The 13882-nt window shown below is 45.8% G+C and carries 15 protein-coding genes; 5 read left to right on the forward strand and 10 right to left on the reverse strand.

Annotated elements, in window-relative coordinates; translation table 11 throughout:
- The first annotated feature begins 167 nt into the window (after positions 1 to 167).
- Positions 168 to 1148, forward strand: coding sequence for an AraC family transcriptional regulator (locus tag H6995_08930; protein ID MCP5215117.1), 981 nt, complete (start codon positions 168 to 170; stop codon positions 1146 to 1148).
- Between the two features lie 13 nt (positions 1149 to 1161).
- On the opposite strand, the gene H6995_08935 is transcribed toward H6995_08930, so the two are convergent.
- Positions 1162 to 1629, reverse strand: a complete 468-nt coding sequence (locus tag H6995_08935) for a MarR family transcriptional regulator (GenBank protein MCP5215118.1) — start codon at positions 1627 to 1629, stop codon at positions 1162 to 1164.
- 246 nt (positions 1630 to 1875) lie between these two features.
- On the opposite strand from H6995_08935, the gene H6995_08940 reads away from it, so the two are divergent.
- Positions 1876 to 2316, forward strand: a complete 441-nt coding sequence (locus H6995_08940) for an acyl-CoA thioesterase (protein ID MCP5215119.1) — start codon at positions 1876 to 1878, stop codon at positions 2314 to 2316.
- A gap of 28 nt (positions 2317 to 2344) precedes the next feature.
- Here H6995_08940 and lolD read toward each other — a convergent pair whose 3' ends face one another.
- Both lolD and H6995_08950 read right to left on the reverse strand, forming a co-directional pair.
- Positions 2345 to 3034, reverse strand: coding sequence for a lipoprotein-releasing ABC transporter ATP-binding protein LolD (gene lolD, locus H6995_08945; protein ID MCP5215120.1), 690 nt, complete (start codon positions 3032 to 3034; stop codon positions 2345 to 2347).
- Positions 3027 to 4268 carry a lipoprotein-releasing ABC transporter permease subunit gene (locus H6995_08950; GenBank protein MCP5215121.1) on the reverse strand — a complete coding sequence of 414 codons (1242 nt, stop codon included), beginning with the start codon at positions 4266 to 4268 and terminating at the stop codon, positions 3027 to 3029. The genes lolD and H6995_08950 overlap by 8 nt, the downstream gene beginning before the upstream one ends.
- A 124-nt stretch (positions 4269 to 4392) precedes the next feature.
- Between H6995_08950 and H6995_08955 the strand changes: the two genes are divergently transcribed.
- Together H6995_08955 and H6995_08960 are read left to right on the forward strand one after the other, a co-directional pair.
- On the forward strand, positions 4393 to 4983 hold the full coding sequence (locus tag H6995_08955) for a PilZ domain-containing protein (protein ID MCP5215122.1): 591 nt from the start codon (positions 4393 to 4395) through the stop codon (positions 4981 to 4983).
- Between the two features lie 5 nt (positions 4984 to 4988).
- Entirely contained in the window at positions 4989 to 5300 is a 312-nt protein-coding gene (locus H6995_08960) for a hypothetical protein (protein ID MCP5215123.1), read from the forward strand.
- 25 nt (positions 5301 to 5325) lie between these two features.
- Here H6995_08960 and pepN read toward each other — a convergent pair whose 3' ends face one another.
- From pepN to H6995_08990, 6 genes are read right to left on the reverse strand one after another with little or no spacing between them, the layout of a single operon-like run.
- Positions 5326 to 7938, reverse strand: coding sequence for an aminopeptidase N (gene pepN, locus H6995_08965; protein MCP5215124.1), 2613 nt, complete (start codon positions 7936 to 7938; stop codon positions 5326 to 5328).
- Between the two features lie 60 nt (positions 7939 to 7998).
- On the reverse strand, positions 7999 to 8829 hold the full coding sequence (locus H6995_08970) for a DUF2797 domain-containing protein (protein MCP5215125.1): 831 nt from the start codon (positions 8827 to 8829) through the stop codon (positions 7999 to 8001).
- A gap of 52 nt (positions 8830 to 8881) precedes the next feature.
- Positions 8882 to 9163, reverse strand: a complete 282-nt coding sequence (locus H6995_08975; protein ID MCP5215126.1) for a DUF1315 family protein — start codon at positions 9161 to 9163, stop codon at positions 8882 to 8884.
- A gap of 35 nt (positions 9164 to 9198) precedes the next feature.
- Positions 9199 to 10032 (reverse strand): rhomboid family intramembrane serine protease, encoded by an 834-nt coding sequence (locus H6995_08980; GenBank protein MCP5215127.1) that lies wholly within the window; start codon positions 10030 to 10032, stop codon positions 9199 to 9201.
- A gap of 8 nt (positions 10033 to 10040) precedes the next feature.
- Positions 10041 to 11027, reverse strand: a complete 987-nt coding sequence (locus H6995_08985) for a metallophosphoesterase (GenBank protein ID MCP5215128.1) — start codon at positions 11025 to 11027, stop codon at positions 10041 to 10043.
- Between the two features lie 10 nt (positions 11028 to 11037).
- Positions 11038 to 11931: an NAD(+) kinase gene (locus tag H6995_08990; GenBank protein MCP5215129.1), complete on the reverse strand. Its 894-nt coding sequence runs from the start codon at positions 11929 to 11931 to the stop codon at positions 11038 to 11040.
- A 111-nt stretch (positions 11932 to 12042) separates the two neighbouring features.
- On the opposite strand from H6995_08990, the gene H6995_08995 reads away from it, so the two are divergent.
- Positions 12043 to 12942 (forward strand): DUF1853 family protein, encoded by a 900-nt coding sequence (locus tag H6995_08995; GenBank protein ID MCP5215130.1) that lies wholly within the window; start codon positions 12043 to 12045, stop codon positions 12940 to 12942.
- Here H6995_08995 and H6995_09000 read toward each other — a convergent pair.
- Positions 12908 to 13867: a 1-aminocyclopropane-1-carboxylate deaminase/D-cysteine desulfhydrase gene (locus tag H6995_09000; GenBank protein ID MCP5215131.1), complete on the reverse strand. Its 960-nt coding sequence runs from the start codon at positions 13865 to 13867 to the stop codon at positions 12908 to 12910. The genes H6995_08995 and H6995_09000 overlap by 35 nt on opposite strands.
- Positions 13868 to 13882: the final 15 nt, after the last annotated feature.

Below are 13882 nucleotides of genomic sequence, written 5' to 3' on the forward strand. Positions count from 1 at the left end.
GGAAAGTGCTCTTTTATATTCGAGAAAATTCTACGCGCCCTAGATTAAGCGGCTATCCGGTAACGGAATAAGTTTGTCCAAAAAGGGTAAAATCTATACAATATTGATCAGCATACTAATTGTCAGCATACTAAATATAATAAGCACTACACATGAGGGGAATGGTAATGAGTACAAATTTACCTCTCAGCCGATTTAACGTATTTTCATCGACTGACCTGAATTCTGTTCGAGATTATGTGAGTAGTTTATTTTGCCAACATCAGTTAGGCATAACGGATCATCACGCCAAAATGAATACCCGTTTGCACCACTTGAACATGAATAGTCTCTCGCTCGTCTACCTGGACTACGGCGCACCGGTCTCCATTACACCGGGCTGTTTAGAGAGTTTTTACTTACTGCAGTTAGTGCTTGCGGGTCAAGCCAGAGTATCGAACCGAGAACAGACGCACGTCGCCAGCGCAGGGGAAGCAACGCTGATTAATCCGAACGAACCTATTAAAATTGTCGCTTCGGCAGACTGTCGCTTTTTATCTATAAAAATTGATAAGCAGTTAATTGATCAACAATTAGCGATTTCTCTGCCAGATCGATCAAATAACGCATTAAATTTTAAATCCGTACTTGATTTCAGTAGTCGTGGCGGCCAAGCCATTCGCTACTATATCCACTTTTTACTCAACGAACTCAATCTTATAACTGACAAAACAAGCACATCTCCCACCTATCGCTGCTTCGAACAAACATTAGCGTCCATGTTGATTGAACTTCATCAGCACAATTACTCAAACCTCCTAGAAATCAGTAAGCCTACGCAGGTTACACCTTACGTAAAAAGAGCCGAAGCCTTTATGAGGGAAAACCTAGGCAAGGAAATAGCACTTGAAGATCTTGCGATAGCGGCAAAGACAACAGCCCGCACATTACGTAATGCCTTTCATCGATGCTATGGGACATCACCTATGTACTACTTGAAAATGCAACGACTGGATAGGGCCCATAAGCTGCTTAATAGCGCCTCTGCCGACGCCAGCATTACAAATATAGCGCTTGACTGTGGCATCAAGCACTTAGGGCGATTTTCTGAGGAATATAAAAAAAGGTTTGGTGAAACTCCTTCGCAATCGCTCAGAAAGACAGTCTAGGAGCTTATCCGGTTTACTTGAGCGGTAAATACCGCATTGGCGCCCGGCTCAATTCATTATTACTTTCAGCAAGTTTTTGCAGAAGGTTTAAAAATATTTTTCTTTCTTCCGGGTTAAGCGGCTTTAACAATCTTTTCGATACTTTTTCCATAAGCACTTCAACCTCCCGAAACAACTCCCTTCCTGCATCGGTAATATAGACCAATTTAGCCCTCTTGTTTTCAGGGTCAACTTCACGCCGCAGATACCCCCTCTCCTCCAATCTCGAAACAATATTGGAGCAAGTGGTTCTATCCAACGCAACATACTGGGCGAGAGAAGCTTGATCTTCTCCTGAGTGGGTAGTAAGTACCCAGAGTATGGAAAATTGTAATGGAGTAATATCTTTTTCTTTAAATTCGTCCGCGAAAATTGAAACCCCAATCTGGTGAACTCTTCGAATTAGAGGCCCGGGAGACCTGCGTAAGCTATACTTCGCCATAGTTTATTTCCATCAGTAAGCTGTCGTTTAAATTTGGCACATCTTAAGGGAATACTATAAATTATGCATTATCGCTAAACTAATTTTTGTGCGCTTTGACGGCCAATCAAATCTCTATTGGGCTTTTTCTGTATAAGAAGCGGTGAATTGCAGGACGAAAACCAAACTCGGCCTTTTCGGCAGGTACGGGCACCCTTTTTCGAAAGAGCACTATTTTATTTCAATCCATTTAACGGAACACGATTGATGACAGACCAAATTGATAAACCAACGAAAAAAGTATTACTCCACGAAAATCGATTTCCCATTCGGTGGAGCGACATTGATGCCTTCGGACATGTCAACAATGCCATCTATTTCCGCTATTTTGAACAAATTCGCGCAGACTGGATGACTGAACTAGGCTACCCTCTGACAATTAACCAATTGACAGAAGGCCCGACCATTGTCGATGCTCACTGCCAATTTTTGGCGCAAATCCTTTATCCCAGTAATCTAAAATTAACTCTCTACGGTGGCGCCCCAGGCCGCTCAAGTGCCGAACTTTTTTATGAGTTGCATGACGACAAAACCGGCCAGCTCTATACCGTCGGGAGCACCAAAATGGTTTGGTTGGATTTTGAGAAGGGCCGCTCTATCCCACTACCGGAAAAAATACGAGCCCTACTCCCGGTGAAAGACGAATAATTGGCTTAAGCGGTGTTATATTTTCTAATCAACTACTTGCCAGGTTGAGCAACCCATCCACCAGCTCATAAGTACAGTCCATACGGCTTGCCAGTTGCGCGTCATGCGTCACGATAATAAAACTGACTGAAAACTCATGATTAAGGTCCAGCAACAGTTGATGAATCGCTTCCGCTGTTTTTCGATCCAGATTTCCGGTTGGCTCATCCAACAAAACACAGTCTGGGGTGGTTACCAGCGCACGAGCAATTGCTACTCTTTGCCTTTCTCCACCCGATAATTCTGCGGGCTTATGTTCTGCCCGCTCGGCTAGGCCTACTTTAAATAATATCTCGCGTGCCCGCTTTGTTGCCTCTGCGACGCTTACTTTTCCAATCAGCAACGGCATACAGACATTTTCCAGCGCGCTAAACTCAGGCAGCAGATGATGAAACTGGTAAACAAAGCCCAGGTTACGATTACGTAGCACCGCACGCTCTTTTTCACTGATCTGCGCGAGGTTTTTTCCACCCAGATAGACTGCCCCCTCATCAGGGCGATCAATTCCCGCCAGCAAATTCAATAGCGTTGACTTACCCGACCCTGATGAGCCGATAATCGCCATTCGTTCACCTCTTCGCACCGAAAAACTTACCCCTTTTATTATCGCTAAATCCTGCGGTCCCTCGTGGTAGCTTTTATGCAAGTTTTCACAGCGCAGCACTATGTCATCACTCATAGCGTAGCGCCTCCGCTGGCTGCACCTTGGCCGCTCGCATCGAGGGATAAAGTGTTGCCAAGAAGCTCAAGCTTAAGGCGGAAGTAATGACGACCAGAATATCCCCTAAACGCAACTCCGACGGGATATAGCTAATAAAATAAACCTCCGCGTTAAGGAACTGGATATTCAGTGCAGACTCAAGCCAGGCAATGACATCGCTCACAGATAATGCCAGCAGAATTCCTAACAGCGTTCCCACAAAGGTACCCACAATCCCGATTACTGCTCCTTGCACCATAAAGGTTTTCATAATAGTGCCTGGGCTCGCACCCATGGTGCGCAAAATGGCAATATCCGCTTGCTTATCCGTGACCACCATAATCAAGGTCGAAATGATATTGAAAGCGGCCACGGCAACAATAATTAACAGCAGTAAACCAATCATGGTTTTTTCCAATTTGATCGCTTGAAACAAATTCCCTTGCGTACGCGTCCAATCACTCGCCCAATAACTTCCGGGTAAATTTGTCGCTATTCGCCACGCGGTATCAGTCGCCTGAAATAGGTCGGTCAACTTTAAACGTATGCCATGAACCCCTTCGCCTAGCCGATAAAGTTTAGCGCCATCCGCCAGATGTACCAGGGCCATGCTGCTATCGAGTTGTGCTCCGACTTTAAACACGCCCTTGACCTCAAAGCGCTTCAGTCGCGGTAACACGCCTGCGGGAGAAGCACTGGCTTCCGGTAAAATTAAAGTCACTTTATCTCCCAATTTTACGCGCAGGTTGCTGGCCAGCAAATCACCCAAAATAATGCCAAATTCACCACCGCGCAAATCATCCAAACTACCCGCAACCATATGATCACCAATAATGGAGACCTTTCTTTCCATTTCTGGCAGCACACCGCTAATGATTGCCCCGTGGACACGGCCGGCATGGGTTAACATCCCCTGCCCTTGGATATAGGGTGCAGTTGCGATGACCGTTTTATCCTGTTGTGCTTGTGCCGCAATTTCCCGCCAATCCAGCATCGGACCATGGGCATTAATGGTGGCATGTGGCACCATCCCCAAAATGCGTTCGCGTAATTCCCGATCAAAACCATTCATCACCGACAACACCAGTATCAGCACCGCAACGCCAAGAATCATCCCCAGCATCGAAGTGAGCGATATAAAGGAAATAAAGTGATTCCTGCGTTTGGCGCGGGTATATCGCAACCCAATAAACAGGGATAAAGGTTTGAACATGCTCAATAAATCTCTGAATAAAATAGGAGTTTTGCCGCCTTCAGCAATTTTACGATTGGGCTGAAAGATTTCATTTTACTGTTATACTTAAGGAAATTTTGCAAACCTAGCGGATTTTAACCGAATGACACAGGGTGTACAGGATAATAGGGATTTTTATCGCATCCAGGATCGGGCTATTTTAGAGTTTACGAAAATAGACCCGCAGATGCTCGAAGCTAACCAGATCGATTTCCCCATGCCGATCTCACCAGAGTTTTATCTTCTCAATGAATTGCATGGCATAGACAATGAAACCAGCGCACTACTGCGTTCTATCTCTGAAAGGGAACGCAGCATTGCCAGCTACCTGAAAAGTCTTAATCATAAAATTGAGCTAATTGCGCAGACTATCGTGCAAAAAAGCAGCGATTTGGAAGAGCTGACGCCACAGGAAGTCACTCTCAGTGAGGGCGGCATTTCTTTTACCTATAAAAAATCAATACCTCTGGCAACATGCTTAGCAGTAAAGTTGGTATTACTACCCTCCTACATTGGCTTGTTATTACTCGGACGGGTAGTCAACTGTAACGAACATATTAGCGGTAACTTTTTGATCAACCTTGTCTTTGAACGTTTAGCTGAATCGGATCGACAACTGATTGCACGCCATGTGCTGCAATTCCAAGCGAAAGAACGCCGCTCTAATCAAGACCAAGAACCCACGGAGAAATAATCGGTATGAAAACCTCAGTATTATTGCTAAGCGCAGCGCTTGTATTTGTTCCTCTTGCCTCAGCAGAAGTATTACAGATTAGCATCTCAAAACAAGCGCCAGAGCTTCAGGAACTTGAGCGTCCGCTCAATGGCATGACGAAAGAGGATGTCGAATCCAAATTCGGCCCGCCGCAGGAAATAAGCGAGCCTGTTGGTAACCCACCAATCAGCAAATGGCGCTACCAGAACTACGTCGTTTATTTTGAGTTTAATACGGTGATTCATACCGTATTAAGCTATCAAGCCAAAGATAACTCTTCAGAAGCCTCTGATTAATACCATTAAGCAGACGCCCAAAAACCTACAGACTTTTGGAGGCGATTTCAAATACATCCTTTGATAGAGCCTCCTTAGCCCTCACCCGCTCCAACTCTTTTTTCATCAGCACGCTCAGAGTAGGGATATAATGCCGCCACTTGGTGAGTGGTATCAACAATCGCGCTGCGATAGAGGGGTTTATCAAATCTAACTCAAGCACGCGATCCGCCAAGAAGGCATAACCAGCACCATCATGGCGATGAAACCCAGTCGCATTTTGATTGCAAAATACGCCAACCAATGACCTCACTTTATTGGGATTCCTCATACTAAATGCTTCATGCTGGAGTAACCCTTTCACATGCTCAAAGGTACCATCAGCAGGGCTGGATGCCTGTATCGAAAACCATTGATCAATCACCAAGGGGTCCTTGCGCCACTGCTGATAAAAATTATCCAGCGCTTGCCGCCCTTCACTTATATAACCTGCATGTACTAATGCCGTCAGCGCCGCATTGGTATCCGTCATATTGTTGCTATCGCTGAACTGCTTTTGGCAATGCGCCAATAGGTCAGGTTCTTTTAACAGCATCAAATAATGTAAACAAACATTCTTCAAACTACGTTGTGCAATATCCTCGGCACGGGGAACATAAGGGACTTCGTTTTGATTTTTCAGATAACAGTCCAATAATTCTTGCTTTAACTGCTGCGCCAATTCAGTGCGCACAAACTGACGCGTCTGATGAATGGCGTGTGGATCAACCTGCTCAGAGAGTTCACTTAAATAGGCTTCAGAGGGCAACACGAGCATACGTGCAACCATCGCCTGGTCTAAAGACTTATCCAACAATACCTTTCTAAAAGCTACGATCAGACGCTGATCAACCCTTAAAACATCACCTTGCTGATGGTTTTGAATCATCTCCCGCATGATATCAATCGCAAGCTTTTGTCCGGCATCCCAGCGATTAAAACCGTCGCTGTCATGACTCATTAAAAACATCAAGTCATCACGACTATAGGGGTACGCTAATTTGACTGGCGCGGAAAACCCGCGTAGCAAAGAAGGTATTGGCTTGGATGTAATCTTATCGAACACGAAGGTTTGCTCCAGCTCAGTAATATCCAGGCTCGCAACTTCCTGCTCGTCACCGTTTTCATTCAACAACGCCATCGAAAAAGGTATGTGCAAGGGCTGATAATCAACCTTAACGACACTGGCTGAACAGGTTTGTTTTACCGTCATTCGATAAACCTGTTCTTGCGGATCATAGCTGTCACTCACCGTCAACAACGGCGTACCCGGCTGCCGATACCATTGCCGAAATTGTTGTAAATCAACACCACTGGCATCCTCCAGCGCGCTGACAAAATCATCCGTGGTGACCGCCTGACCATCGTGTCTTTTAAAATACAAATCCGTGCCTTTACGAAAAGCTTGCTCGCCAAGCATGTGGTACATCATACGCACCAGCTCCGCGCCCTTTTCATAAATGGTAACGGTATAAAAGTTTGAAATCTCCAGATAGGAATCGGGGCGTACCGGATGGGCCATAGGACCAGCGTCCTCGGCAAACTGTACCGTTCTCAGCAGACTCACGTCATCGATGCGTTTGACGACGCTTGACCCCATATCGGCTGAAAACTCCTGGTCACGAAAAACAGTGAAGCCTTCCTTCAAACTGAGCTGAAACCAATCACGGCAGGTAACGCGATTTCCGGACCAGTTATGAAAATATTCATGGGCCACCACCGCTTCCACGCGCTGGAAGGCAGAGTCCGTCGCCGTTTCCGGTTTGGTCAGCACGCAGGAAGAATTGAAGATATTTAAGCCCTTGTTCTCCATCGCTCCCGCGTTGAAATCATTAACCGCAACAATCATAAATTTATCGAGGTCATATTCACGCCCGTAGACCTTTTCATCCCAAGACATTGCACGTTTGAGCGAATCCATCGCAAATGCACACTTATCAATGTTCTCCGGCTCGACAAAAATTTGTAACTGAACTTTCCGCTTGGAACAGGTAATAAACTCATCATCAATAGATTGCAAATCACCGGCCACCAGAGCGAACAGGTAAGCTGGTTTTTTAAAGGGGTCATGCCAAGTAACCCAGTGTCGACCACCATTGAGCGTGCCTCTGTCGATATCATTTCCATTCGATAAAAGTACCGGATATTTTCCCTTCTCCGCCACAATAGTGGTGGTGAAAACGGACATCACGTCTGGACGATCAAGGTAGTAGGTTATTTTACGAAAACCTTCGGCCTCGCATTGAGTACAAAAAAGCGCGTTGGATTTATACAGCCCCGCCAGAGAAGTATTCTGGTCAGGACGAATTAACGTTACGCATTCCAGTTCAAAATTTCTCGGCACCTGCGGGATAACCAGGGTTTCGGCGTCCACCTGAAAGTCCGACTGTGTTAACTTATGTCCATCCAAGGTAAGCTGATTTAGCTCTAAATCAACTCCCTGTAAAACCAAAGGAACTCTCCCTTCAACCTGACATTTTGGGTTCCGGCGAATCTGTAAATTCGATTTCACCAGCGTAGCTGTCTCTCCCAGCTCAAAGTGTAAATGCGTTGTATCAATGAGATAGCTGGGGATTTCATACTCAGCTAACCGGACTTCTTTAGGTTGATTATTTTTCATAATTATCAATATGTTATATCATTAAGTTAATTTTTTATCGGAGCTATATTTTTAATTCATCTAGGCGGCAAAACTAATTTTATAACCCGAAAATTTGCGGATATTTAAGACCCCGATATCCAATATCAAGTATTGACCTTTTATACCCAATAACGTCCCTTCAATTAAGGCGGTTTTATCAAAATTAAGTGACGCCACTTTGACGGGGTATTCCAATACCGGGTATTCAATTTCAGTCTGCTGTTCGACATCACAGGCCTGTATTGCCTGCAGCCCAAAACGATTCTGGAGCCTGCTAATATCTGACGCCAACCTGAGCAGTAAATCATTACGTGCCTCAATCAAATTGAGTTCGTCCACTTGGCCTTTCAGCATGGTACGCCAGTTAGTTTTATCCGCGATGTGCTGCTTAAACAGCACTTCTACCAGGCCAGACTGGTAGCGCGATTGCACGGCCAGTATTGGCAAAGCCTGCACTGCACCCTGGTCTATCCAACGCGACGGAACATTTTCGGCGCGCGTGATACCGACCTTAAGGCCGGATGAGTTGGCTAAATACACATAGTGTGTGCGCATACAATTGCGTTCACCCCACTCCGGTTCACGGCAAGTACCCTGATGATAATGGCAGGTTTCCGGACTAACGATACAGCGGTCACATTGTGCTAACTTGATCATGCAAGGATAACAATAGCCCTGGTTAAAGCTCTTTTTGGTTGCTCTACCACAGTGAACACAGCCTATATCGCCACTAAACGATAACCGTATTGTTCGCCCCAAATAGGGGTTAAGGGGAACCAGCTGATTCCCCAAGGGTAGCTGGTAATTAACCGGCGCCGATAGTTCTACCTGCATTTTATGCAGGCTTCCCCGCGTGTCTATCGCTTCCATTGGTAACTTTTAAAGGGATAGCTAAACTTAATAAAATTATTAACTAAGACATTCATCTATTTGTTTTTTCTGGATAAATACCGACACTAAAATTCACGGATGTATTAGAAACTTGATCCGCCTGGCTTTTACAGGTCTGCCCTAAATAACCTGCTCGCTCTTGTTCCGGCACATGCAGGGCTTCATAACTGATAATCGCCTGCATACAGGTTTCCTGCTGTTCCTGAGTCAGTCGTTTGCCGTCGGGCCATTTCCCCAGTTCTAACGCCTGCTTTAAACGTTGATAAATTGTTGGGCTTAATTTTTGTGAAAACTCAGTAAATTGCTTAACCATATTATCCTTTAACTCACTTAATCGGGTTGTACGATTTAATTAAATCGGCGCAACACTTTCGCCATCAACGCGAAAAAAATACCGAATACCAATCCGGATAAATGCGCAGTATTGGCCATCGAACCAAGTCCTGCCCATTGTAAAAAATCAGTGTAACCCAACGCTAACCATCCCATCATAAGGCCCATCAGCGCGGCAGGAAAGCCGTAGGCATGATCTGGCATGAGTCGATCCCACAGCCAGCAATAGGCTAAAATCGCGTAGACAACACCGGACATACCGCCAAATCCAGAACCAGAGACATAGTATTGAGCAATATTAGAAAAAATAGCAGCACCAGCGATCAGCATAACTAGCAGAGAGCGCTCGCCTCGCGTTTCGATTTGCAAGCCGAACACCCAAAGCATCAGCATATTAAAAACCAAATGCATAATATTGAAGTGCATAAAGATCGGCGTAATAAGACGCCAAACTTCGCCACTTTCCAGCACATAGGCTGGAGACCCCACCCGCAGGACATAAAAGAGCGCCTGCCCGGACCAGTAATTGAGCAGACTGATAATAACACTCGCCACAATCAGCATTGAAATCAGGGGCGCAGCCTTTAGGTACCGCCATATATGCAACAGCGACCAGCTGACCGATGGTGATGGCGCTTTTGACGAAAGGCCCTCAGCGTTATGGCAAAGTTCACCGGAAAGCAATCGTTCATAACCACTTTTCACTCGCGCCACATCACTTCTATCAGCAACCCACACCACCTGATTTGAGCCCAGCTCACTGATGCGGTGCGTCACTTGCTGCTCGCCTAAATATCGGCTTAACGGTTGTAAGTTTTTCGAAGTAGGTACAGCAAGTGCTTTTATCATTAAACTTTTCATTCTCTATAATTAGCGGCCTCATCTGCGTTTAAGCTAACATTCACCCAAACTAAATTTTGGGGGTGAAGCGGGCCGGGTTGATCCATACGGTAGGCCATTAAACGCCCACCATACACAGCACTGTAATCCAAACAGGCAATATTATTTTGCACCAACTGCGGCTTTCCGGAACACCAGTAGTGCCCGACGAATAAAGGCACTTCTGACTCACCGTAACAGAGCAACCTATCACGATCTTGCGCTTTTAGCTCTTGATAGTGCACATGTTCTGGTAAAGCGTCTGGCTGAAACACCAAATCGCCATAGGTTTTCGGCTCAGGCACCCAAAATTTTGTACGAAAATAACGTCTATGCAAACCATCGCTACCGATAATCACCTCATTATCAGGCAATAGCATACTGGTGCCGCGGGTCAGCCTGTTCACTAGCGAAAACTCTAAACTACTCAGTTCCGTAGTGCGCTGCAATAGTTCTGTCGATATTCGATGCGTTGCGTAGGTCGCCTTAAATTGGTGAATGAGGGATTGATCCCAACAGGCATGTACCGCCCGAAAATGCTCGAACTCCAGAAATAACGGCAGTGCTTGAAACCACTGAATAAATTCGGTCAATTCTGACGGATATTTGGAAAATTGCTCCAAAGTTTGTTTAATCTGTTGTGTATGACGATCAGATCTCTCCCGTAAATAAGTGTGACCACTTTCCGGCCTAGCTCTGGTATGGTATCCAATCACATTAATTTCATGATTTCCGAGTACAATCTGAGCGCTTCCCCGCTCGACCATACTGTAAACCAAGTGCAGAGTTTCCCTGATCTTCGGGCCTCGATCTACCAAGTCCCCCAGAAATACCGCCTGTCGGCGGGCATGCTGGTAAACCCCTGATTGCTTTTGGTACCCCAAGCGTTCAAGAAGCTCCACTAACGCATCGTAGCAACCATGGACGTCACCAATAATATCGTATCCTAGGGCTGGTTGTTTCACGATTAAGACACTAACCCCCTAAGCGACTACCCCAACCCAGTTTGCTGCGGCAGCTTTCATAAAAATCATGAGATAATGGGTGAACCAGGGTTAGCGGGTCATCCATTTTTCGGATAAACACTTCATCTCCAGGCGCTACGGTAAAATTATCATGTCCATCACAGCTGATTAGTGGGTAAGTATCATGCAAATTACCCGGGACGATTTTAATCCGGCTATTGCCATCCACCACCACCGGACGCGCTGTCAATGTGTGTGGGAACATAGGCACCAATACAATAGCATCAAGGCTGGGATGCATGATCGGCCCGCCACCGGACAGTGCATAAGCGGTTGAGCCGGTTGGTGTAGAAACGATGATGCCGTTAGAGCGCTGACTATAGACAAATTGATCATCGATATACAGCTCGAACTCGATCATACGTGCCGATTTTCCTGAACTCAACACTATATCATTCAACGCTTGCCCATAACCGTTTTGCTGCTGGCTTTGCTCGTTGGGTCTGACTTTTGTGTGCAGCAGAAAACGTTCTTCAACAGTATATTTACCAGCAAACACTTCATCTAACTGGAATTCAAGTTCGTCCGGGGAAATATCTGTTAAGAAACCAAGGCCACCTCTATTGACTCCAACTACCGGCACCCGGTTCTTAGCCAATGCGCGTGCGGCAGTGAGCATGCTGCCGTCCCCTCCGACCACGATCGCCAAGTCACATCCACTACCCAGCTCATCGTGAGTATGTACAGGAAGGCCATGTTTCGGTAATGCTTTTGCCGCGTTACTCTCTAGCACCACCGCTAATTTGCGGCCCTTCAGGTAGCTCACCAGCTGTTTGAGGGTATCGGCAACTTCCGCATTCGCTTCTCGACGCCCCACAATACCTATCGTATTAAATTTATGCATGAGATTAATCGCCTAATCAATAGAGGAGTGCGGCTAAAATTTGGTTGATCGGTATAATATAGCGATGCGTCCCTCATCTCAAAACAAACCGATTGTTAAATTTGAAAATTAATGAGTTATCAAATTACTCCCCAGCAAATGTGTGATGATTTGGTCTGGGCTGTCACCAGCCCTCACCTCATGGCCCTTAGCCAAAATCTGACCACCATCCCCGCACCCGCTGAACTGTATAAATGGCTTACTACCGACAAGCATAAGGAACGCCTAAGCCAATACTTAACGGAAAGCAAACCGACCCGCTTAGGTGTTTACTTTGAAATACTCTGGCGATATTTTCTAGAGCAGCATCCGTCTTTTGAACTAGTTTCCCATAACTTACCCGTGCGCAACAATGGCCAGACTTTGGGCGAATTTGATTTTATTTATTATTGCCGACAACGCCAACGTTATATCCATCTGGAAACCGCCGTTAAGTTTTATCTCGGCAGGCAAGGAAATAGTCAAACCCCTTCAAGCTGGGCGCAATGGATTGGTCCTGGTTGCAAAGATCGTCTCGATATCAAACTAGCGCATATGTTAGGCAAACAGAGTCAGTTATCTTTAACGCCCGAGGGAGCGGAATTGATTAGTGTGCTTAGCATTACCAATCTGCGCCCAGAAATTTGTCTGAAAGGCTATTTTTTCTACCCCCTTGAGGCCAACTGTGCGGCACCCAAGCAATGCGCCACAACCCATCTGCGTGGCTATTGGTTAAAACGAAGCCAACTTGAGTTCCTGCCGCCAATGGGATTATGGAAAATACTTGATAAACCGTCTTGGCTCTCTCCCGCTCATCACGTCGAAGAGCGGGAAGTTTTAGATCATGCTGCTCTTGAAAAAAATCTAGCCGCTTATTTTGCCGTTAACCAGTTTCCTCTAATGTTAGTGCTTTTGGCTCCTGAGCAGCAGTGCTTTAACGAGCAAGCACGTTATTTTGTTACTCAGGATTATTGGCCGGATTTACACAGCTAGCACGTAGTCGAGCCATTTTTTTTTGCATCCCTCGTAAGCCCTGTAAACCACCCGTATGAATTGCGACGATGCGAGCCCCAGGCGTAAAGTAGTCCTGCTCCAGTAAACGAAATATACCATAGAACATTTTACCCGTATAAATGGGTTCCAGCAGAATCGGAGAGAACCTGCTCCAGTCATCCATAAATCGCACCAATTCAGGGCTGAGTTTTGCAAATCCTCCACAATGGAAATCATGTAAAATTTGCCATTGAACTGGCCGAGTAACTGCTGCGTCCTGCAACCAACGCATCACTTTATCTTCAATATCCAGCAACCCTTTCAGCGCACAAAAGCCTAGCACCTTTGCCTCCGATTGCTTTAACCCAGACACTAAACCAGCCAAGGTCGCACCAGTACCACAGGGAACGCAAAGATAATCAAATGTTGATATTTGCTTTTCAATCGCCAGAGAGATTTCAGCACAACCTCTGAGCGCCAACTGGTTAGCACCACCTTCGGGCACCAGATAATGAGGTTCAAAACCCCGCGTTATCCGGTCAAGAAATTGTGCTTCAAATCGGCGCTTATACTCTGCACGCGACAGATAAATTAATCGCATTCCCCTGTCTGTGGCGTCCTGTAAGGTTGGGTTTAGCGGCTCGTTTTCCTCACCCCGGACAATACCGACGGTCTTTAACTGATATTGATTTCCAGCAAAGGCCAATGCATGCAAATGATTGGAATAACTACCTCCAAAACTCAGGACAGTTCGATAACCCTGGGCTTTGGCCTCTTGCAGATTGTATTTTAGTTTGTACCATTTATTACCGGATATTTGAGGATGCGTTAAATCAGCACGCTGAACAAAAAAAGTAACGCGTTTTTTTTCCAATAATGGATGTGTGACCCGCTCTAGCGCTGGCTCAACAGCTTGATCTAACATTTGTATGTTGACTGT

Source organism: Pseudomonadales bacterium (genome assembly GCA_024234615.1).
Taxonomy (GTDB): domain Bacteria; phylum Pseudomonadota; class Gammaproteobacteria; order Pseudomonadales; family IMCC2047; genus JAJFKB01.